At 68.4% G+C, this 21,995-nt stretch carries 18 protein-coding genes; 10 read left to right on the top strand and 8 right to left on the bottom strand.

Features of this window, described 5'->3' with window-relative positions; all coding sequences use genetic code 11:
• Positions 1 to 318 precede the first annotated feature (318 nt).
• Positions 319 to 1,632, bottom strand: coding sequence for an AAA family ATPase (locus tag U9983_RS17830; RefSeq protein WP_322751651.1), 1,314 nt, complete (start codon positions 1,630 to 1,632; stop codon positions 319 to 321).
• On the bottom strand, positions 1,629 to 2,405 hold the full coding sequence (locus U9983_RS17835) for an SAF domain-containing protein (RefSeq protein ID WP_322755120.1): 777 nt from the start codon (positions 2,403 to 2,405) through the stop codon (positions 1,629 to 1,631). Before U9983_RS17835 ends, U9983_RS17830 begins: the two co-directional genes overlap by 4 nt.
• 293 nt (positions 2,406 to 2,698) lie before the next feature.
• Here U9983_RS17835 and U9983_RS17840 point away from each other — a divergent pair, with 293 nt between their 5' ends.
• Positions 2,699 to 2,947: a helix-turn-helix domain-containing protein gene (locus U9983_RS17840; RefSeq protein ID WP_322750217.1), complete on the top strand. Its 249-nt coding sequence runs from the start codon at positions 2,699 to 2,701 to the stop codon at positions 2,945 to 2,947.
• A 77-nt stretch (positions 2,948 to 3,024) separates the two neighbouring features.
• Here U9983_RS17840 and U9983_RS17845 read toward each other — a convergent pair whose 3' ends face one another.
• On the bottom strand, positions 3,025 to 3,603 hold the full coding sequence (locus U9983_RS17845; protein ID WP_322755121.1) for a hypothetical protein: 579 nt from the start codon (positions 3,601 to 3,603) through the stop codon (positions 3,025 to 3,027).
• Between the two features lie 278 nt (positions 3,604 to 3,881).
• On the opposite strand from U9983_RS17845, the gene U9983_RS17850 reads away from it, so the two are divergent.
• Complete coding sequence (locus tag U9983_RS17850) at positions 3,882 to 5,036, top strand: LysM peptidoglycan-binding domain-containing protein (RefSeq protein WP_322755122.1); 1,155 nt, start codon at positions 3,882 to 3,884, stop codon at positions 5,034 to 5,036.
• Positions 5,037 to 5,070: 34 nt separating this feature from the next.
• Positions 5,071 to 5,655, top strand: a complete 585-nt coding sequence (locus U9983_RS17855; protein WP_322755123.1) for an Rv3235 family protein — start codon at positions 5,071 to 5,073, stop codon at positions 5,653 to 5,655.
• Positions 5,656 to 5,690: 35 nt separating this feature from the next.
• On the opposite strand, the gene secA is transcribed toward U9983_RS17855, so the two are convergent.
• The 4 genes from secA to U9983_RS17875 form a co-directional block, all read right to left on the bottom strand.
• The gene (gene secA / locus U9983_RS17860; protein WP_322755124.1) at positions 5,691 to 8,648 is read right to left on the bottom strand and encodes a preprotein translocase subunit SecA; all 2,958 of its coding nucleotides are present in this window, start codon (positions 8,646 to 8,648) and stop codon (positions 5,691 to 5,693) included.
• Positions 8,649 to 9,200: 552 nt separating this feature from the next.
• Positions 9,201 to 9,911: a response regulator transcription factor gene (locus U9983_RS17865; RefSeq protein WP_322750222.1), complete on the bottom strand. Its 711-nt coding sequence runs from the start codon at positions 9,909 to 9,911 to the stop codon at positions 9,201 to 9,203.
• 123 nt (positions 9,912 to 10,034) lie between these two features.
• Positions 10,035 to 10,784, bottom strand: a complete 750-nt coding sequence (hpf, locus tag U9983_RS17870) for a ribosome hibernation-promoting factor, HPF/YfiA family (RefSeq protein ID WP_322755125.1) — start codon at positions 10,782 to 10,784, stop codon at positions 10,035 to 10,037.
• 240 nt (positions 10,785 to 11,024) lie between these two features.
• Positions 11,025 to 11,840, bottom strand: a complete 816-nt coding sequence (locus tag U9983_RS17875) for a ComF family protein (protein ID WP_322755126.1) — start codon at positions 11,838 to 11,840, stop codon at positions 11,025 to 11,027.
• A 173-nt stretch (positions 11,841 to 12,013) separates the two neighbouring features.
• On the opposite strand from U9983_RS17875, the gene U9983_RS17880 reads away from it, so the two are divergent.
• From U9983_RS17880 to U9983_RS17900, 5 genes are all read left to right on the top strand, one after another.
• Positions 12,014 to 13,102, top strand: a complete 1,089-nt coding sequence (locus U9983_RS17880; protein ID WP_322755127.1) for a hypothetical protein — start codon at positions 12,014 to 12,016, stop codon at positions 13,100 to 13,102.
• A gap of 5 nt (positions 13,103 to 13,107) precedes the next feature.
• Positions 13,108 to 13,752 (top strand): DUF4129 domain-containing protein, encoded by a 645-nt coding sequence (locus tag U9983_RS17885; RefSeq protein ID WP_322755128.1) that lies wholly within the window; start codon positions 13,108 to 13,110, stop codon positions 13,750 to 13,752.
• The gene (locus tag U9983_RS17890; protein ID WP_322755129.1) at positions 13,749 to 15,041 is read left to right on the top strand and encodes a DUF4350 domain-containing protein; all 1,293 of its coding nucleotides are present in this window, start codon (positions 13,749 to 13,751) and stop codon (positions 15,039 to 15,041) included. The genes U9983_RS17885 and U9983_RS17890 overlap by 4 nt, the downstream gene beginning before the upstream one ends.
• A 77-nt stretch (positions 15,042 to 15,118) precedes the next feature.
• Positions 15,119 to 16,144 (top strand): MoxR family ATPase, encoded by a 1,026-nt coding sequence (locus U9983_RS17895; protein ID WP_322755130.1) that lies wholly within the window; start codon positions 15,119 to 15,121, stop codon positions 16,142 to 16,144.
• Between the two features lie 12 nt (positions 16,145 to 16,156).
• The gene (locus U9983_RS17900; RefSeq protein ID WP_322755131.1) at positions 16,157 to 17,452 is read left to right on the top strand and encodes a DUF58 domain-containing protein; all 1,296 of its coding nucleotides are present in this window, start codon (positions 16,157 to 16,159) and stop codon (positions 17,450 to 17,452) included.
• A gap of 56 nt (positions 17,453 to 17,508) precedes the next feature.
• Here the strand turns inward: U9983_RS17900 and U9983_RS17905 are convergent, their stop codons facing one another.
• Positions 17,509 to 18,516 (bottom strand): stage II sporulation protein M, encoded by a 1,008-nt coding sequence (locus U9983_RS17905; protein WP_322755132.1) that lies wholly within the window; start codon positions 18,514 to 18,516, stop codon positions 17,509 to 17,511.
• Positions 18,517 to 18,721: 205 nt separating this feature from the next.
• Here U9983_RS17905 and U9983_RS17910 point away from each other — a divergent pair, with 205 nt between their 5' ends.
• Both U9983_RS17910 and U9983_RS17915 read left to right on the top strand, forming a co-directional pair.
• On the top strand, positions 18,722 to 19,618 hold the full coding sequence (locus tag U9983_RS17910) for an RDD family protein (protein ID WP_322755133.1): 897 nt from the start codon (positions 18,722 to 18,724) through the stop codon (positions 19,616 to 19,618).
• A 687-nt stretch (positions 19,619 to 20,305) separates the two neighbouring features.
• On the top strand, positions 20,306 to 21,995 hold a 1,690-nt coding region (locus tag U9983_RS17915), incomplete at its 3' end, for a transglycosylase domain-containing protein (RefSeq protein ID WP_322755134.1).

A 21,995-nucleotide genomic window follows, 5' to 3' on the forward strand; every position in this document is an offset into this window, starting at 1 on the left:
GGTTGGTTGCCCCTTAAATATGCAAAACGTGACCCCCTCGACACAATTGTTACCTTCCGGCAACGATCAGTCCACTTGTCGGGTCAGAACGCCGATACCGACGACGGCGACGCCGCCGCCGACCCCGACACGCCGCTGCGAACAGCGAACCGCCCGCCAACCGCCCCTCTTTCCGTACGATCAGTCACCCAGACAGACTGCCCCGGAAGCGCGGTCAGTAACCGTTCGACGCGAGGATTAAAAGGACATTTCCGAAAAAATACGATATACGCAACCGGGGTCGATCGCCCGGACCTGTGGCACCTCGTGTGAACGCGCTCAGCGACGCGTGGCCGAGCGTCGACGGCGCCCGCGTACCGGGCGGCCGGCCACCCGCGCGGCGAGTTCGCCGATCGCGAGCCGGGCCGGCGACTGCGGAGCGACATCACGCAGCAGCTGGCCGGCGGCCTGGGCGGTGTCCATCGCAGCCGTGTCCAGGGGCACCAGCGCGACCGGCTCCGAACCGACATGGCGCACCATCGCGCGAGACACCTCCCGCCGGGCGTCGCCACCGACGGCCGAGCCGCGCAGCCGGTTCACCACGATCCACGGATCCGTCCCGGGAACGACCTCGCGCAGATCGGACAGGCCGCGGACGAAACGAACCAGGCCCACCGGCTCCGCCGATGCCACGGCCAGGATGGTGTCGGCGGCGCCGAGTACCGCCTGGGTCGCCCCGTTGCGGCGGGGAGCGGCCGTGTCGAAAGACAGCTCCTCGTCCATCTCAAGACAGAACCCACAGTCGACCACGACAAAACTCGCCAGCCTTCGTGCCAGTGCCAGCACCACCTCGATGGACGCCGGTCGCAGCTCCGGCCATCTCGCCGGCCGGGCGATCCCGGGCAGGACCCGCAATCCGCCGCCCAGGTCCCTGCACAGCACCGCGAGGCGGGGCACGTCCAGGGTGCCCTGGTTCGCCGCCCGGGCGGCGGCGGCAAGCCCGGGGGCCTCCTCCAGCAGCCCCACCAGCTGGCCGATCGATCCGCCGTAGACATCGGCGTCGACAAGCACCGTCGACATCCCCATCCCGGCCAGTTCGGCCGCCAGACACAACGCCACCGTGGTGCGGCCCGGCGCGCCGGTGGGACCCCAGACCGCGATCACCCGACCCGCGCCGAGTTCAGGCAGGTCGACGGCATCGGGCACCGGCACCACTGGCGCCACGGCGGCAAAGCCCGCCATCGGCTCGCTGTAGGAGCCCGTGGGCAACGCCGCGTGGCCACGGTCGGAAAGCGCCCGGGCCGCCTCCACCACGGCGGCCGCGACCACCTCTGCGGTCGAGTCAGTTGCGATCACCGCCGCGACACCGAGCTGGCGCAGCCTGCGCTCGCCATCCTCGTCGCCCGGCACAATCAACCCGATTGCCGCGACCCCGGCGATCGCCAGACGCGTCAGCGCCTCCCGGTCCAAGCGGCGTAGGTCCGCCGACACCAACGCGGCCCGCGCGGCGCCCGTTGTGGCGGCAGCGAGCAGGTCGGGCAGATCCACACATCGCCGGACGACCGTCACCCCGAGGTCACGGCGGTCGAAGGCGGTCACGAGCCCGGACTCGACCACCGAGTTGGTGACCGCGGTGAGGATCGGGAGGCTCATTGCGCATATCCCGGCACAGCGCTTGGACCAGCCCCGCCCACATCGCCGCGGGCGCCGCGTTCCAGCTTGACGAGGTCGACCCGCTCACTTTGCGAGGCTGCCACAGCATTGATGGCGAGATCGACCGGAACTCTCAACGTCAACGAGTGGGCACCACCAGTGAGAGTCTCCCTCGAGATGAACTCGACGTCGTGCAGCACCAGAACCTCCGTGCCGCTGCTTCCCACCGCTGATTGAGCTGCCTGCGCAGACTGGCCAGCCTGCAGTGCCGCGCTTGGAGCCACGGTGTTGGAACGCTGGTAGGCGAAGAGATCCACATGATCACCCGGAGCGAGGGACGGTGCCCGACCGTCCTTCACGACCACCGACACCAGCCGTGTCGGGATGACGTTACTGCGCACGAAGTCAGCGCCGCTGACCAGTTCCCCGGCTGAAACCGGACGGGAAAGCATCGCCCCGACTATCTCCGGACCACGCTCGCCGGGGTAGTAACGCTTCGCGGCGTCCAGGCTCAGGTACGCCGAGGTCGTGGCCAGATCACCAGCCACCACGACATGCCCGGCCGGAAGGTCCCCCTTCGCCACGACCCAGGCGCGGGTCCTGTCCGCCGTGGCGAACAGGCGTGCGCCCAGCACAACGGACACCAGCACCAGCAGGACGCCGATGAGCAGGCGGGAGTCGCGCCAGCGCGGGCGGGTCAGCCGGCGCCCCGGCGGTGACGGCACCGCCGCCGGCCCCTCGGTACGTGTGGCTGCGGGCGTGAGGTCGGTCACCCGGACCTCCAGGTGGCTCGTGTCCGGCGGTGCCCACGACGGCGGCGTCGTTGGCCAGCCAGGAGCTGCTGATTGGCGGACAGCGGGCGCCGCGACACAGACCGGATGGTCGTGGATGTCCGAGACTCCCTGATCGCCGAGCGTACGTGGTCTGCGACGACGGTCTGGAACCGACCAGCACAATCAGGCGAATGGCAGCTGTTATCCACAAGTAGAGGCATTCACAGGCGATCCGGGCCGCAGAGTCTGATACACAGGGGTCACGACCCATCCATCGCCAGGGAGACAGGCCGATGAACGAGCGCTTCCTTCAGCTCAGCGATGTGGCGGAGATTCTCAACATCTCGTCGAGCCAGACCTACGCGCTGGTCCGCTCGGGTGAACTCCCGGCAATCAAGATCGGTGGACGCGGGCAGTGGCGGGTGGAGCGCACCGAGCTGGAGGCTTACATCCAGCGGGCATACGAGCAGACCCGCGCGTTCGTGGTCGCCAATCCGCTCGGTCGCGGCGATGCGCCCGCCGACGACCGGTACGCCGACTAGCCGACCATCCGACCAGCCGACCAGCCGACGCATGTTTTCGAGCGCCGGCTGTCCGGCTCGTACGCAGGCACTCCCCATCAGGGGGTTCGGCGCACGAAACTGACCGACGACAGCGGGACGGTCCGCACTGCCTGGACCGACCGGGCCCGGCGGAACTCGTCGCCGGGATGTTCGGCGACCTCGACGAAGTCCGCTCCGACCCGGTCGATGGTGCCCGTCACAGCGGTACCGTCCAACACCACAACCGAGCAGACCGAACGATCGCGCACCACGCCACGCAGCGCGTACGGCAGGTCGAGCCGCACGGCCAGCGGACCTTCATGGCCAGGTTGGGCGGATACCGCGGTCAGCCCACGCACCCAGAGCACGGAACGGAATGGAACCAGCACTTCCTGGGCCGCGGACTCCTGTAGAAGTAACCAGTCCATCCCGAGCACGGCAAGCCGGCCGCCCAGGACCTGACCGGCTTCCCCCTCCCGCCCACCTACCAGCACCCCGATGCGCAGCGACGATCCGACCGCTGGCCGCAGTCTGTCGAGTAGGCGCAGGTAGGCGACTTCACGGCGGCTTCTGTCGACAAGCTCCGCATCGAGTTCAGCCGCTTCGGCGGCCTCCCACTGCATCTCAAGATCGGCAAACAGGGCTTCCCAGCGCAACCCGGCCCCCTTCCTTGTTCCCGGACCGGCCCGTGCAGCCGGACCGGCCGCAGCGGTCAGGCCGCAGCGGTCAGGCCGATCGACTTTGAGCGCCCGGCAACACATCATCCGACCTGCCGGACGACCCACCGCATCCAGGGTCGCAACCGACACTCCATGAGCAACAGCGAGCAAACAACACAAATCCGCTTGACAGCATTTCGACAGAGGACTACACAAGCAAACACAGCCAAACAACATGTTTCATCATCATCCACCGGCCAGTCTGGAGGTCGCCGATGTCAGCTGGCCGGCGCCTGTCCGTCTTCATCGGGGGATCGGCCGCCGCTGCGGTACTGACAGTATTAATGATCAGAGAAGGTCCGCGGCGGGCGGACCTTCCGGATGCCATCAGCGCCGTACCCGACTGGGTCAGCGCAGATCCTGAGCATGCGCTCACGACCGTCGTCGGCCTCGCCGCCTGGGCATGCCTGCTGTGGCTGTGCGCGGGATTCGTCCTCGGCGTGCTGGCGATGCTGCCCGGTGCCGGCGGACGAGCGGCCGCAACCGTCGCTCGGCGTGTTCTCCCAAGCGCTATGCGACATATTCTTGAGATCGCGCTCGGCGTCACCATCGCCGCCGGAACCGCCGTACCGGCGTTGGCGGTGAGTCCGACGGCAACCAGCGGAGCAGCAACCACCACGGGCGTGGCCTCCTCCTCGGCCAGCTGGCCTGACATCGACATCCGAGGGACACCGACGACGCTTGCGCCGGCGGACGCCGCCCCAGCCCCTCAGCTCGCCCCGGCCAGCCCAGGTCCTAGTAGCCGGCATACGGCTGTGACCACGCCGACACCGACCGATTTTCGCTGGCCGGACCTTGAACCGCACGACAGCCCGGACCCGCACGACAGCCCGGACCTACACGCCACCCCGCACGCAACCGCGACACCATCGGGTGCACCGGGTGTGTCCCCGCATACAGACGCCGCCGTCCCGCTGAGCGTCCGGCCCGCCGGGCTCGCTCCCACGCAAGCCGCGCCAACGACGTTACCCACACAGGCAGCCAGCTCCCCTGGCCGGCCCGCCGATTCCGCCCCTGACCCCGGCATATCGGCCAATGCCCAGACGCCCTGGCCCGACCTCGACCTCGACCCGCACGCCGCCCCGTCACGCGATCCCCTGGTAGCGCCTGGGCCGCTCGGAATCGGTACCCCCGGACAGCCGCCATCCCCACCATCCGGTACCAGCGTCCTGGCCAGCGCCGAGGTCGTCGTGCTCCGCGGCGACACTCTCTGGGCAATCGCCGCCCGTTCTCTCGGGCCAGACACGACCACCGCGCAGATCGCGCGGGAATGGCCACGGTGGTGGGCCGCCAACGAGCATGTGATCGGCCCTGACCCCGACAAGATCCTGCCCGGTCAGCGGCTCCAGCCGCCCCGCCCCGGGCCTTGACCCCGCCCGCCCCGCCGACCTGGAGAACAGCGCTGTGACCGTTGTGGCACCCGCACGTGCAAGTTCCACCCGCGCACGTCGCTTCTATCAGATACCGATCACGCCCACCGACCCTCCGTATGATGACGACCCACAAGCGGTGGCCTTGGTCGCATCGCCGCCCGCCCACTGCGCGGCGGCCCCCGTTGTCCTCGCTCTGCCCGGCACCCGCATGGATGATCCAACACAGCACGGGTCCGGCAACGGGTCCGCCAACGGGCCAAGGCGGCCCACAGCCAGGTCCGGACCTGTCGAGGCGGCCAACCGCTCCACCCCGACGGCGCGTGCCGTCGCGACCGTTGTCGTGCGCGCCATCGTGGAGGCCATGACCGGCATCCGGCCCGTCGCGCACCTTGCCACGTGGACGTCTGCGCAGGTCCAGGCAGACCTCGAACAGCTGGCCGCGGACAACGTCCGCAAACAGCGCTACACCTTGCGCTGCGTGCGGATATGCGAGCCCCGGGAAGGGATAGCCGAGGTTGCCGCGGTGATCGCCCGAGGCGAGCGCGTATCGGCCCTCGCCTTGCGGATGGAAACGAGCAGAGGGCGCTGGCAGGTCACGGCGCTACAAACCCGCTAGATCACAATAAGAGCGACCGGCAACAGGGGCGTGGATCAGGCTGTACTGCGGTTCGCCGGGTCGCCATGGCACCGCTTGTACTTGCGCCCGGATCCACATGGGCACGGTGCGTTGCGAGCAGGGCGGCTACTGCCTGCGGTGGCCGTCGAGGCGCCTACTGCTCCAGCGAGCCCACCGGGGGATGTCCCGGTGGTGACCTCGGTGGATCCGCCGTCCACCGACGGCGCGGTGTAGCGGAGATTATCCGCAGGTCGACGTGGTTCCAGACCCTTGACGAATACCGGCGGCGGAGTCGGCACCGGCGGGCGGCCAGAGGTCTGCGGCGTGCCCTGCGCAGGCGGGGCAACCGGGGCGGTGCCGTCGGTGGCGACACCCGCCGTGGCGGCCCGTACCGCCGCGACCAGCGCAGCGCCGTCCGCTGCCTGCGTCTCACCATCGGCCGGGACGATCGCTGTGCCGTCCGGCGGACTCACGCTCTGGGCAGCCGTGCCGTCTGTGGAGGGAATCTGGACCTCGGCGTTGAACAGCAGCCTGACCGATTCCTCCTTGATGCCCTCCATCATCGTCTGGAACATATCGTAGCCTTCCCGCTGGTACTCGACCAACGGATCACGCTGCCCCATTGCCCGCAGGCCGATACCCTCCTGCAGGTAGTCCATTTCGTAAAGGTGCTCGCGCCACTTTCGGTCGAGCACCGCCAGGACGACCCGGCGCTCCAGTTCACGCATGAGCGGTTCGCCGTCCGGACCGGAACCCAGTTCTTCCTCGCGCCGATCGTAGGCATCGTGGGCATCGGCCTGCAGATCCTCGACCAGCGTTTCGGTCGTCAGTCCGTCGCGTTCGTCAGGGGCCGGAATTTCCACACCCACCCGGTACAGCTCACCAAGACCGGACCAGAGAGTGTCGAGGTCCCACTCCTCGGGATAGCCATCCACTGTCGCGCCCCGGACATAGCCGTCCACCGTGTCGTCGACGAAATGACGGATCTGCTCGTGCAGGTCCGCGCCTTCGAGAACCTTGCGACGCTCCTCATAGATGACGGTGCGCTGCTTGTTCATCACCTCGTCGTACTTCAGGACATTCTTTCGGATCTCAAAGTTCTGACCTTCGACCTGCGTCTGCGCAGACCGGATCGCGCGGGTGACGATTTTCGACTCGATCGGCACGTCTTCGGGAATGTTGAGTCTGTCCATGATGCCTTCGACAGCGGCGGCGTTGAACAGCCGCATGAGGTCGTCGCCCAGCGACAGATAGAACCGGGACTCACCGCGGTCGCCCTGCCGGCCGGCTCGTCCACGCAGCTGGTTGTCGATCCGGCGGGACTCATGACGCTCGGTGCCGAGAACGTAGAGCCCGCCTAGCTCCACGACCTCGTCATGTTCAGCACCGACCGACGCCCGCGCCTTTTCCAGGGCCTCCGGCCACGCCGCCTCGTAGTCCTCGGGGGACTCGATCGGGCTGAGGCCACGCTCCCGCAGCTCCGCCTGGGCAAGAAACTCCGGGTTGCCACCAAGCATGATGTCGGTGCCGCGGCCGGCCATGTTGGTGGCAACGGTCACCGCGCCCCTGCATCCGGCCTCAGCGATGATCAATGCTTCCCGCTCGTGGTGCTTGGCGTTGAGCACTTCATGCTTCACGCCGCGTTTGGTCAGCTGCTTGGACAGGTACTCCGACTTCGCCACGCTGGTCGTGCCGACAAGAACCGGCTGCCCCTTCGTATTACGCTCGGCGATGTCATCGACGACCGCATCGAACTTGGCGACCTCGGTCTTGTACACGACATCGGGTTGGTCCGCCCGGACCATCGCCTTGTTCGTCGGAATCGGCACGACGCCGAGTGTGTAGATCTGGTGGAACTCGGCCGCTTCGGTCATCGCGGTTCCGGTCATACCGGACAGCTTGTCGTACAGCCGGAAGTAGTTCTGCAAGGTGATCGTGGCCAGGGTCTGGTTCTCCTGCTTGATCTCGACCTTCTCCTTGGCCTCGATCGCCTGGTGCATTCCCTCGCTGTAACGACGCCCGTGCAGGACACGGCCGGTGAACTCGTCGACGATGAGGACCTCGCCGTCCGTGACGATGTAGTCCTTGTCCCGGCGGTAGAGTTCCTTCGCCTTCAGTGAATTGTTGAGGTAGCCGACGAGCGGTGTGTTCACGGATTCGTAGAGGTTGTCGATACCAAGCTGGTCCTCGACCTTCGCCACCCCGGACTCCGTGATGGCGACCGTCCGCTTGCCTTCTTCGACCTCGTAGTCGGTGTCCTTCACCAGCATCGGAGCGATACGGGCGAACTCGGTGTACCAACGGGTTGGGTTGTCCGCCGGACCGCTGATGATCAGCGGGGTTCGGGCCTCGTCGATCAGAATCGAGTCGACCTCGTCGACGACGGCGAAGTTGTGCCCGCGCTGGACGAGTTCCTCGCCGCTCCAGGACATGTTGTCCCGCAGATAGTCGAAGCCGAACTCGTTGTTGGTGCCGTAGGTGATGTCGCCCTCGTACTGCTGGCGACGGACGGCCGGCTGCATCTGCGGATGAATGACGCCGACCGTCAAGCCGAGAAAGCGGTGTACCCGGCCCATGTTCTCCGCGTCCCGCTGGGCCAGGTAATCGTTGACCGTGATAATGTGTACGCCCTTGCGGGACAGCGCGTTGAGATAGGCGGGCAACGTGGACACGAGGGTCTTGCCCTCACCCGTCTTCATCTCGGCGATGTTTCCCAGGTGCAGCGCCGCACCGCCCATGATCTGGACGTCGAAGTGCCGTTGCCCCAGGGTCCGTCGGGCCGCTTCACGCACCGCCGCAAAGGCCTCGGGGAGGATGTCGTCGAGGGTTTCGCCCGCATCGAGCCGATGACGGAACTCGTCGGTCATCGAGCGAAGCTCGGTGTCCGTGAGCCCGACGAAGTCGTCCTCGAGGAGGTTCACCTGATCTGTGATCGCCTTGAGCTTGCGCAGAATGCGACCCTCGCCGGCACGGAGGATCTTCTCGAGTACCACGGGCGAAACTCCTCGGGCGGTTGGTCGGCGGGGTCACCTACACAACGAGACTAGGCCGTGTCTCGTGGATGTTGCCAAGGCCAGGGCGTATCTGATGGATATTGGTCGATGCGGGCGATGATCCAGACGGTGGCCTGCAAGGCGTGAGGAGGTCCGGATAGTGGTGTTCTATCCGGACCGACGACAACGCGGCAGGCCGCCTTCTGGGCATCGATCCGCACGATCGAAGATCCATCAGACACGCCCCAGTCCCTCCGTGCTGATCGATCCGGCCATCCCACGAGTCGGCGGTTCCACAGGCTACCCGGCCGACCAGAAGTGACACGATCATGACTCGCTTCGGGTGACGGGAAGCCGGGGCTCCGCCGTAAGAGCGACCGACACCATGCGCCACACTCCGACCAGAACAACGCCCGAGGCCCGGCATCGGTGCCCGAAGTCTGCGAAGTCCGGGTTCGGCACGGGATCGGCCGAACCCGCCCGGACGACGTCCAACTGGGACGGGGCCCATCCGGGGATCACCAGAGCCGTCGCACGGCGTCCGCCGTGATCTCAGGTGATCTCCAGAAGCTTCTCCCGAACCGCGTAGACCACCGCCTCCATGCGTGAGTGCAGCTGAAGCTTCTCGAGGATGTTGCGGATGTGGTTCTTAACCGTGTTTTCGCTGATGAAGAGCTGCTTGGCTATATCACGGTTGTTGAGCCCCTTGGCGACGAGCCGCAGGACCTCCATCTCGCGATCGGTGAGGCGGGGTGTCGGCAGCTGCGGCCGGTCGTCCGCCTTTTTGATCATCGATGCAAACTCGGTGAGGAGTTTCGACGCCATCGAAGGGCTGATCAGGCTCTGGCCACCGTGCACGGCGCGGATCGCGGTGGCAACCTCGTCGATCGAAATCTCCTTGAGCAGGTACCCCATCGCGCCCGCCTTGATCGCGTCGTAGAGGTCTGCCTCCTCGTCACTGATGGTCAACATCACGATCTTCGCACTGGGTACGGCCTGCTTGATTGCACTGGTCGCGTCGATCCCACCGCGCCGCGGCATCCGGACATCCATGAGGACGATGTCCGGTGCCATGTCGACCGCCATCGTGACGGCTTCCGCACCATCCGCGGCTTCGCCGACCACCTCGATGTTGGCCTCCTGTTCGAGGACCATTTGCAGACCGCGCCGGAACAGCGCATGGTCGTCTACGACGAGCACCCGTATGGGATCCGTCGGTGACGGCGACCCATCCTCCCCGAGTTGGCGCCCATCCCCCGTCATGTGACCTCCTTCGCGTCGCGACGGCCTGCGCCTCGGCCACCCCGTGCCGGTGCACGGGGTGGCCGGGACGTGACTGAAGACGTCCACGGCAGATGGTCCCACGTCGACTAGACCTGCATACGTTTACACCGTTGCAACCGCGCCACGAGGTTCGTCATACCTCTCGCCCCGGCTGGTCCGGCGATCTCGTCCTGCGGTGCCCGCATCGGGCTCGTCGTGCTCGCCCGACTCAAGCCGGATCACTCCGTAGTCGTATCCACACCTTCGGTACACCACGCTCGGCAGACCCGTGCGGACGTCCCGGAAGAGGTAGAAGTCATGACCGACGAGCTCCATGTTCGACAGGGCATCGTCGAGAGTCATCGACGTGGCTCGATGGATCTTCTCACGGACGACCATGGGCGACCAGTCCGGATCCCCGTAATCTGCGTCGCTATCGGCACCTGCGTGGACATCGCCGTCACGATCGGAGTCGGCACGCCTCGCGGAGTCGCCGAAGCCTTCCGTACCGACCCGCGGCTCGCCCACGGCCCGCGAGAGCTGGCCCGACGACCCACGCGCCGCGCCGTTGTGGCAGCTGCGTCGTTCAGCGGCGCGCCGTAGCCGTTCCGTGAGCTTTGCCGCTGCCAGGTCGAACGCAGCGAACGGATCCGCGGCGGCAGCCTCGGCTCGGATCACCGGGCCCCGTGAGAACACGGTCAGCTCAACACGATCACAGACATCCGCCATCCGCGGATTGTGTTCGCGGGAGAGCTCAGCATCCACCCGGAAGGCCTTGTGATCGAACCGCTCCAGCTTCGCGATCTTGGCTTCGGCGTGCTTGCGGAACCTCTCGGGAACCGCGGTGTGCCTTCCCTTGAAGACGATGTCCACTCGTTTCACCTTCCTGTCGACCGGAGGCGGCGATGACCGAACGATCCCGCGGGATCGAGCCAATCCGACCTTCCGATGCAATTCCGTATGTCAGGGCCTATCTGCCTCGTTCCTTCCGGCCGGACCCCGAGCGCCCTGGTCCGTCGCTTCGCCTGTCCACTCCCGCGGCGCCGGTGCGGGTGACGACAGTTTCAACCCTGCGGTACCCCGGTCGCAGCCAAATGGACACCTTGGGGCCGGTCATCTCGAGAAGGGCGGCGGCGCGCCGATGTCTCGAGGAGCGCGGCGGCGCGCAGACGTCGCGGCGACTACGGCGGCGGCTGATACCGGTACCCCACCGGCACGCAGCGCCCGCGCAGCCTCGGTCAGGGTCGCACCCGTCGTCACAACATCGTCGATGACAATGAACAACGCGGCCGGCGGTGAACAGTGAATGACCCTGTCCTGCCCCGGCAAACCCCTGGCGAGACGGAGTTCGTCGACAATTCGGACTCCGTGTCGCAGCCCGAACGCACCGCTGAGATTGCTCGCGCGCTCCACCGCGGATAGAGCGGCCTGATCGGCCACCGCCCGGGCCGCCCGCAGCATCGCGACCACCCGTACCGGCACCCCGGCCGCGCGCAGCACCCCCGCGGCGCCGTCACCGAGCCTGCGTACATGGTCGAAACCTCGCCGGCGAACGGCCGACCGGGTCGACGGCACCGGCACAAGAATCACCAAGCCGGTATGCGCCATCCCGACGCGGGCCGCCATCACCGCGCGGGCAAGCGCCAACGCCAAGGGCCGCCGGGCGTCCTGCCGGCCTTTCTCCTTGAACGCCAGCAGAAGCTGGCGGCACGGTCCGTCGTAGACGGCGCCGGCAAAGCATCGCGGTGGTGGCCCCCGCCGCCCCGGTGTGGCCATCTGTCCCGGAGCGGCGAGGAATGCCGGACGATCGACCGAGGCTGCGCAGGTCGGGCAGACCGCCGGGCCCGGACGGCCACAGCCGGCGCAGGCACGCGGCAGGAGAAGATCCAGAAGGACCTCGAATGCGGCGCCGATATACGTGTTGGGCATGTATGGGATGGTCGGCCCGTTGCGTCCGCTTGGCGAGGGCGCTGCAGTCCCTGTGGACAACCCGGCTGTGGACGACAATGGCCGCGAAGAGCGCCTCACGAAATGATCTGCGGGAAGTCGCCTCTCCCCGCGCTGGCAGAGGCTCCGAGACATACGACTTCAGGGAGACCGACATGACCGACGGACCCGGCTGGGGGCAGCCGCAGCAGCATGGCGGGCCCGATCCCGCTCAGGGCCAACCGCCGCCCCCGCCCGGCTGGGGCCAACCACAGCCGCCACCCGGCTGGAACCAGCAACCACCGCCCCCGCCCGGCTGGGGCCAACCACAGCCGCCACCCGGCTGGGGCCAACCACAGCCCCCGCCCGGCTGGAACCAGCAGCAACCGGGCGGACCCGGCCAGTGGGGACCGGGACAGCCCGGACCATGGCAACAGGCCGAAAAGCCGGGGATCATCCCGCTACGGCCGCTCGCGGTCGGCGAGATTCTCGATGGTGCCTTCTCCGCACTGCGCCAGAACCCCGGGGCGACCATCGGGCTGACCGTCGCCGCGACCACCGTGGTCCAGATCATCAGCACTCTGCTGACGGCCTGGAGTCAACGGACGTCCACCAACGCGGAGATCTTCGCCACGATCATCACCGCTGTGCTCTACGGCGTTCTCGCCATCGTCCTGGCCGGGATGCTGAGCGCGGTGATCAGCGACGCTACCCTGGGTAGCAAGATGAGTGCCGGCGAAGCCCTGCGACGCATCCAGCCCCGGTTGGGAGGCCTGATCGGCCTGTCCATCGCAGTAGGCGCCCTGACCCTTCTCGGACTCATCGGGCTGATCATCGGCGCCCTGTTCGTCACGGTCGCGCTGGCCATGTCAACGCCCGCATTCATCCTCGAGGGCGGGAGCGTCGGGACGGCCATGCGGCGTTCGTGGACGCTGGTCCGTGGCGCATGGTGGCGAACCTTCGGGATCATACTGCTCACCTACGTCATGGTCACGGTCCTCACGGCCATCCTCCTGATCCCCCTGGCCGTGATCATCACCGCTGGTGGCGGCTCTCTGACCGATCCCTACAGCGGCGCCCTGACAACGCTCGGCCTCCTGGTCACCGCCGTCATGAACATCGCGGTCCGGGCTGTGACCACGCCCATCACGGCGGGGGTCATCGTGCTGCTGTACATCGACCGCCGCATCCGGTTGGAAGGCCTGGACGTAACCCTCGCCCAGGCGGCACGGGACCGTGCGACGAGCGGCCGGGGATACCAGTAGACGTCATGGTCGGGCCGACGGTAACCCGCGACGGGGCGGCGGACGACGCTCGCCACGAACTTTCCAGGGGCATCTACCACGATGCCGGGCCGGGATGGACCGAGCGCGTGCTGAGCTGGATCGGTGACCGGCTGACCGATCTGTGGACCAGCGCCACCCAGCCGTCGGGCCACGGGCTCGGCATAGCGGCGGTCGTCATCGTGATGGCCCTGGTTGCCGGCGTCGTGTGGCTACGGCTCGGCCCGGTACGACGGACCGCGCGAACGAAGATAGTCGATCTTGATCTCGGCAGTCCGCTGTCCGCCGCCGCGCTGCGAGCCGAGGCCGACAGCCGTGCGCTGGCGGGTGCCTTTGCCGAAGCGGTGCGGTCACGACTGCGGGCAATCGTGCGGATGTTGGAGGAGACAGGAGTGCTGGAACCCCGGCCGGGACGCACCGCGGGCGAGCTCGTCGCCGAGATCGCCCGGATCGACGCCGGGAAAACGCCCGCTCTGGACGCGGCGGTAACGGTGTTCAGCGAGATCTGGTACGGCGGGACCGAGGCATCCGCGGCCTCCTACCGGCTCGTCGTCCAAGCGGATGAGGTGCTGATGGGTATGCGGCCGCACCCGGTGGGCCAGCCGGTTCGCACCTTCACGGCGCCGGCGTGACCGCCACCGCGCTGCGTACCGGACCTGCCCCCGGGGCGGTCCAGCGTCGAGTCCGGGCCGGCGCCGTCCTCGTCCTGCTGGTCATCGCGTACGCCGCCGCATCCACCATGCTTGCCAGGCCCAACGGCCGCCCGCTCGACCCGACGTCGGCCGCACCGGGTGGGACCAGAGCACTGGCTGAGATCCTTGGGGCACACGGCGTCGGCGTCGCGGTGACGGACAACCCCACCGAGGCCGCGGCAACTGCCGCGGATCGTGACATCACAATCGTGCTGGCATATCCCGAGCGCGTCACCCCGGCGACCCTTGATGCCCTTGCCAACATGGTCAACCGGGGCAGCGACCTGCTGCTCATCGAGCCGGTCACCGCTGTCCTCGAGGCGTTGGATCTACCGCTGGCCAACACCGGCGGCGTTGCGCCCGCGACACCTGTGCCGGGGTGCGGGCTGCCCGAGGCCGAGGTGGCACAGGCCGCCACTCTTGGCGGCGGTTCGGGCTTCCGCGTCACCCAGCCGGGCGCCAGCCGGGTGGCGGCCTGTTACCCGGTGCATTCGACCGCGACCCTGGTCGTGCTGGCGCAACCGACCGGCGCCACGGCGGGACGCCGGCCCGGACGGTTCGTCGTGGCCGGTAGCGCCGCGTTCATGACCAACGGGCAGCTGGCGCACGAGGGCAACGCGGCACTCGCGATCGGGCTTCTCAACCGGCATGCGGCGGTGACCTGGGTGCTCCCGCAACCGGGCGGGCCGGGCTCCATCGCCGCCCGCAGCAGTCTGGTCGACCTGCTTCCCGACCGGGTCGTGCTCGGCTGTCTCCAGCTCGCCGTCGCGCTGGTCGTCCTCGCCCTGTGGCGCGGACGCAGGCTCGGGCCGCCGGTGGCCGAACCGCTGCCGGTCGTGGTGCGGGCGGCCGAGACCGTCGAGGGGCGGGGACGGCTCTACGCGGCGGGGAAGGCACGGGAACTGGTCGCAGCGGCGCTGCGGGCGGGACTGCGGGCGCGCCTGGCCGAACGACTCGGGCTGGCGACCCGGGCCGGCCCACCAACCTCGCGGAACCCCGCGGCCACGCATCCCGAACCGGACCCGAACGCGCTCGTGACCTCGGTCTCCGATCGAACCGGGCGGTCACCGGTCGAGATCGCATCACTCCTGTACGGTTCCGGGATGAGTCACCACACCACCGCGGCAGCCGGCATGTTCCAGACAAAGGGCGCATCAGTCGACGATCATGCGCTGTTGGGGCTGGCGGAGCAGCTCGACGCGCTCGACCAGGACGTGGCGGCGGGATGAACGCCCCGGGAACACCCAGCGACAGCGATGTTGTGGTAACTACACCTTCACAGAGAGAGACGGCCACCGGGTCAGCCATGTCGACCGAACCGCACCTGTATCCCGGCCCGCCGGCGGCCGAATCCCCCCCTCATCGGGGTACATCGGATGAACCCGAAGCGGCCCGCCAAGCGCTGATCGCGCTGCGCGAGGAGGTGGGCAAGGCTGTCATCGGCCAGGATGCCGCGGTCAGCGGCCTTGTCGTTGCGCTGCTCTGCCGCGGGCACGCGCTGCTCGAGGGCGTCCCGGGGGTTGCCAAGACCCTGCTGGTCAGGGCCCTCGCCGCGGCGTTGTCCCTGGAGACCAAGCGGCTGCAGTTCACCCCCGATCTGATGCCGGGAGACGTCACCGGATCGCTCGTCCACGACATCGGCACATCCCGGTTCACCTTCCGGGAAGGGCCGGTGTTCACCAACCTGCTGCTTGCCGACGAAATCAACAGGACGCCGCCCAAGACTCAGGCCGCGCTCCTGGAGGCGATGGAGGAACACCAGGTCAGCGTCGACGGAGCACCGCGGCGGCTGCCGGTACCGTTCGCGGTCATCGCCACCCAGAACCCGATCGAGCACGAAGGCACCTACCCGCTGCCCGAAGCGCAGCTCGACCGCTTCCTGCTGAAACTCACCGTGCCGCTGCCGCCGCGGGACGACGAGATCAGGATGCTCGCCCACCACGCGTCCGGCTTCGACCCCGCCAACCTCGATGCGGCCGGAATCCGGCCGGTCGCCGGACCGTCGCAGTTGGCGGTCGCCCGCGACGCCGTCCGCGCCGTCGCGGTCCGACCGGAAGTCCTCGCCTACATCGTCGACCTGGCCCGGACAACCCGGACCGCACCCGCCGTCGCGCTGGGAGTTTCCCCGCGCGGTGCGACCGCACTGCTGGCCACGACACGGGCGTGGGCCTGGCTGTCCGGCCGCGGGTATGCGACCCCGGACGACGTCAAGGCGCTCGCGCGACCGACCCTGCGGCACCGGCTCACGTTGCGTCCCGAGGCCGAGCTCGAAGGCGTGACCGCCGACACCGTCCTCAACCAGGTGCTGGCCACCGTGCCCGTACCGCGGTAAAAGAGCTCACGGGTGGCCATCACCGGACGGGCCGCGGCGCTCGCATTCGCGAGCGCACTGATCATTTTGTTCTCCCCGGCCCCAGGCTGGACGCTGCTGCTGGCCAACGGCGTGCTGATCGTCGCAATCGTCGTGGATCTCGCGCTCGCCGGCGGCGTGCGCACGCTGGTGTTCGCCCGGTCCGGGCCGAACGCGGCACGGCTCGGTGAAGCGGTGCCGCTCGTTCTGGCGGTGACGAACACCGGACGCCGGACGGTTCGCGCCCACATCCGGGACGCCTGGCCGCCGTCGTCGGGCGCCACACCACGCGTCTGGCCGGTGACCGTCCCAGCTGGACAACGGCGCTTCGGTGACATGGTGCTGCGGCCCACCCGCCGGGGTGACCGGCATCCGTACCGGATAACGGTCCGCTCGCTGGGACCCCTCGGCCTCGCCGGCCGGCAGGGCCGGCACGTCGCGCCCTGGCGGCTGCGGGTGTTACCGGCGTTCACCTCCCGCCGCCACATTCCCGCCGCGTTCGCCCGCCTGCACGAGATCGAAGGTAACGTCACACTGCGCGGGGGCGGACAGGGCTCGGAGTTCGACAGCCTGCGCGACTATGTTCCGGGCGACGACGTTCGAATGATCGACTGGCGGGCCAGCGCACGGCGCGGCACGGTCGCGGTCAAGTCGTTCCGGCCGGAACGTGACCGCCGGGTCATCTGCGTCCTGGACACCGGGCGGACCAGCGCCGGTCGGATCGGCGACGCTCCACGCCTGGACCACGCGATGGACGCCGCCCTGCTACTGGCCGCGGTGGCCGCCCGGGCCGGTGACCGGGTCAGCCTGATCGCCCATGACGCGGTCGCCCGCGTCACGCTGCCCTCGGCAGGCGGCCCGAATCTGCTGGTCAGGATGAGTGCCGCGCTGGCGCTGGTGGAACCGGTGCTGACCGAGGCCGACCACCGGGCGATCGTCTCCACGGTCATGCGTACCGCCAGCCGGCGGTCCCTGGTGGTGCTGTTCACCGAACTTGCTCCCGCGGTGATCGAGGAAGGTCTGTTGCCGGCACTGCCGGCACTGACCGCTCGGCACACCGTCGTCGTCGCGGCGGTGAGCGACCCGCGCGTGGCTGAGCTCGCGGCCGGCCGCGGCGACGTCCGCGCGCTGTATTCCGCCGCCGCTGCCGAACAGGCGCTGCTTCGGCGACGCCAGCTCACCGCTCTGCTCCGCCAGCACAGTGTGCAGGTCGTGGATGCCCCACCCACGACCTACGCGGCCGCCGTCACCGACATCTACCTGACGCTGAAATCCGCCGGCAGCCTGTAGCCCGACAGCCTGTAGAGGCTCGCCCGAACCGGGCCCGACGTGGCGCCGGTGCCCGGTCAGACGGTCGGCGCGAGATCGGCAGAAAGATCCTCTTCCAGGTCGCCGGTCTCCCCCGCGGCCACGGCACGACGGCCGTAGACCCAGACATATCCGACGAACACCGCCAGGGCGAGGGCGCCGATGGCGATCCGGACCCCGGCGGGCAGGGCTGACGGTGTCACGAACGCCTCGATCAGACCGCTGACCGCCAGGGCGACGGCCAGGCCGAGTGAGATCACGACAGCCGCCCGGCCCTCAGCCGCCAGCGCCTCGACCCGGCGGCGCGGGCCCGGATCGATGATGGACCAACCCAGGCGTAGGCCGACCGCGCCCGCGGTGAACACCACGGTCAGCTCCAACAACCCGTGCGGCAGGATCAGCGTGAAGAACTGGGACGCCTCGCCGCAGCTGGTCATGTAGCCGCCGACAAGCCCGAGGTTGCCGGCGTTGACCAACAGCACCGTCAGCGTCGGGATGCCAGCCAGGGCACCCAGCGCGATGGCCGAGGCGCTCACCCAGGCGTTGTTCGTCCACACATGTGCCGCGAACGAAGAGGCGGGATTCTCCGAGTAGTACCTGGCGAAATCCGTCCGGCACAGGGCTGCCACCTCATCCCGGGGAAGCAGCCCGCTGTACGCGGCCGGGGAGTTCACCACCCACAGGCCCAGGGCGAGAGCCACCGCGAGCGAAACCGCGCAGGTGGCGAACACCCAGCCGCGACGGGCGTATACCGCCGCCGGGAACGTCACGGCGAAGAACCCGCCGACGACATGCCAGCCCGGATCCCGGGCACCCGCGACAACGGACCGCGCCCGGGTCACCGTGCCGGCAAGGCGGTCAACCAGCATCGGGTCCGGATAGCGGCTACGGATCACCGACAGGTGCGTCGCGACCTTCTGGTAGAGGTCCACCAGCTCGTCGAGCTCTGCACCGGACATCCGGCGGGGCCGCGCGGCCCGCCGGACGAGGTCCTCCAGGCGGGCCCATTCGGCGCGATGCAGGCTGACATATGCATCAAGATCCATTCGGTTCCCACCTCTCCATCGCGCTCCGCGCCCGGACTGCGACTGCGACTGCGACTGCACATCTTGATCACAGCGAGTATCCGGCAGACATCGGATGGGTGGGAACAGACAGGTTGAGGATAATGGGTGCCCCTGCCCGGGCCTGCACCCCCCGGGAGATATCGTCCGGAATCATGCGGGAGACGACACGGACCGGAGACGCGGCGTGAGCCAGTTGGTCACCGGCGAAGCCGTCACGATCGACCTTCGAGTCGCCCGGCTCGGCTCGCGGCTCATCGCCGCCACTGTCGACCTCAGCCTTCAGGTCGTCGCGCTCCTCATCATGACCTTCGCCGCGTTCATGATCGTGGGTCCGGACAACGACGCGCTCGCCGCCACCGTCTATCTGCTCATCGTGGTCACGGTACTGGTCGGCTACCCGGTGACGGCCGAGACCGTCTGGCATGGACGCACCATCGGCAAGGTGGCCATGGGGCTGCGCGTGGTGCGCGACGACGGCGGACCGATCCGGTTCCGCCATGCCTTCGTCCGCGGCCTGCTCGGTGCCGTGGTCGAAAGGCCCGGTGCCCTGCTGGGGATTCCCGCCGTGGTCAGCATGCTGATCTCGGAGAGATCCAAGCGGCTGGGCGACCTCCTCGCCGGCACGGTCGTCCTACAGGAGCGGATCCCACGCGGTAACGCCGCGCCGGTGATGATGCCTCCGCAGCTCGCCTACTGGGCGTCCAGCCTGGACCTGTCCGTGCTCGGGGACGCCCTGGCGCTCTCCGTCCGTCAGTTCCTCGGCCGGGTCCAGGAGCTCTCGCCCGAGGCTCGCGAGCGAATCGGCAGCCAGCTCGTGGCTTCCGTGCTTGCCGTCGTCACGCCACCACCGCCGCCGGGTACACCCGGTTGGGCCTACCTGTCCGCGGTCCTCGCCGAACGCACCGCACGTGCACATCGGCGGCTCACCGGCGGCCCGCCGGGATGGCAGCCGGGATGGCAGCCGTCGCCCTACCCGAATCCGGCATTCCAGCATCCGGTCTCCCCCCACCCGACCCAGCGGATGCAGCCGACCCAGCCGGTTGAGCAACCCGCACCCGGCCCCTTCGTCCCGCCGAGCTGAAAGCCCGTTTTGGGTCGATCCTCGTCCGGCGCCATCAATGATCGAGGCGACCGGACCGGCGGATCATCCGGATCCCTCAGGTGACGCAGGTGATGCGACTCAGCAGAAGGCGCGCCGCCTCCTAAGGATCACCCGGTGACCGTGCGTGTCGACCGGGATCAGATTCACATCGGGGGCACGAGCGGGCGGTGCCCTTCGGTCGCACAGTCCGGGCAGGACGTCGTGGACCTGATCTGGCATGGTTCGCCATCCAGCCGCGCCGCCTGAAGCAGGCCCACCCGCCCGACGCCATCACAGGTCGGACACAGCATGTTGACTTCGCGGCCAGCAGGCTCGGGCCGATCGCCCGCAGCTGGCTGCGCGCTCACCGGCGCCGTCCCGTAGCCACGGGACCACTGTAGGGACCACGAAAGGCACGGTCGGGATATTCAGGACTTTTCAGGTCCGGATCAGAGCATAGTGTGCCCTGGCTCATACTCCGACGCATGCCTTCGGACAATCGGGGAACTCATCGACGCGACCGGGCACACCCGGCCAGCCGCACCGCGCACAACCCGGCGGCGCGGCGCACAACATAGCCCCATCCAGGGGACGGCGAGCGCGCCGGGTTCCGGCCTGCCACGGGGGTCAGTCAGAATCTCCTCGTGGACCACAGCTCATGTGATCATGGAAGGTGACGTCACGGCCGTGCAGAGAGACTCCGCGTTGCGGACCACCCCCACAGGTGGTCATGGCGACAGGGTGACCGGTGTCAACGACGACGGCGTCAGTGACGTTCACGGTGGCGGTGGCGGTGGCGGTGGCGACGATGACAACGGCGGTCGTCGGCGTCGGGGTGGCCGGCTCACCCGCATCGGGCTGGTCGTCACCACCGCAGGGCTCGGCTTGGCGCTGCTGTTCCTACCTATGATCAGCGCGGTCGGCCTGTTCGCCAAGGCATCGGCCGACCATTACCTGGCTCTGCCCGCCGAGCTCGCCACGCCGCCGCTTCCTCAGAGCTCCACCATCCTCGCCGCTGACGGCAGTCTCATCGCGACGCTGCGCGGCGAGGAGAACCGCACCGTGGTTGACGGCAAGGCCATCCCGAGGGTCATGCGGGAGGCCATCGTCGCCATCGAGGATTCGCGTTTCTACACCCATGGCGGGGTGGACGTGAAGGGGGTCGCCCGGGCGGCGCTGCGCAACAGTGAGGCGGGCGACGTCCAGCAGGGCGCCTCGACGCTGACCCAGCAGTACGTCAAGAACGTGCTGCTGCAGAACGCGCGTACCAAGCAGCAGCGTGAGGACGCGGCCGGGACGTCGCTCCAGCGCAAGATCCAGGAAGCCCGGTATGCCGTCGCGCTGGAGAACACCCTCACCAAGGACGAGATCCTCGGCCGCTACCTCAACATCGCCTACTTCGGTAACGGGAACTACGGTGTCGGTACCGCCGCCCAGAACTACTTCCATGTCGGGATCGCAGACCTGACGCTGCCCCAGGCGGCGCTGCTGGCCGGGCTCGTGCAGAGCCCCTCCCTGTACGACCCGGTGAACCATCCCGACGCCGCCAGGGTCCGCCGCGACGTCGTCCTGGACCGGATGGCGGAGCTCGGCTACATCACCCCGGCCGTCGCGGACACGGCGGAGGCCACCCCGGTCACGGTCATCCGGGCCGCCGCAGCGGCAGCACAGGACTCGTGCGAGACGTCAAGCGCGCCCTTCTTCTGCGACTTCGTCCGTGCCCAGCTGCTCGCCGACCCGGCGCTGGGCACGACCGAGGCCGAGCGCGCCCGGCAGGTCCACGAAGGCGGCCTGGTGATCAGGACGACGCTACAGCCCAAGGTCCAGGCTGCGGCCCAGGACACGGTCAACGCCGTCATAGCGCCGAGCAACCCGGTGTCGGCGACCGAGGTGGTGATCGAACCGGGCACCGGCAACATCCTGGCGATGGCGGTGAACCGTGTCTTCGGCTCGAACTCCGCCGCCAACCAGACCAAGGAACCGTTGCCGACCACGGCAGTCTTCCAACCAGGCTCGACGTTCAAGACCATCACCCTCGCCGCCGCGCTCGAGGCAGGCTACGGGCTGAACACCCAATTCTACTCACCGGCCTGTTACATTTCCAAGCGCTACGCCATCGACCGGCACGACGGCAGTAGCTGCTCCACCGGCTACGCCAATGCCGAGCCGGACGAAAGCGGCGTCTACGCCATGCCCGAAGCCACCTGGAAGTCGGTGAACACCTACTACATCCAGCTGGAGGAGAAAGTCGGCCTACCCGCCGTCATCGACATGGCGAACCGGCTCGGCGTCCCCGCCTCCTACCTCGCCAAAGCCTGGGGTGACCTGACCATCGGCTCCAAGGCCGTCCCGCCGCTGGACATGGCCAACGCCTACG

The sequence above is a fragment of the Protofrankia sp. Cas3 genome, assembly GCF_963555955.1.
Taxonomy (GTDB): domain Bacteria; phylum Actinomycetota; class Actinomycetes; order Frankiales; family Frankiaceae; genus Protofrankia.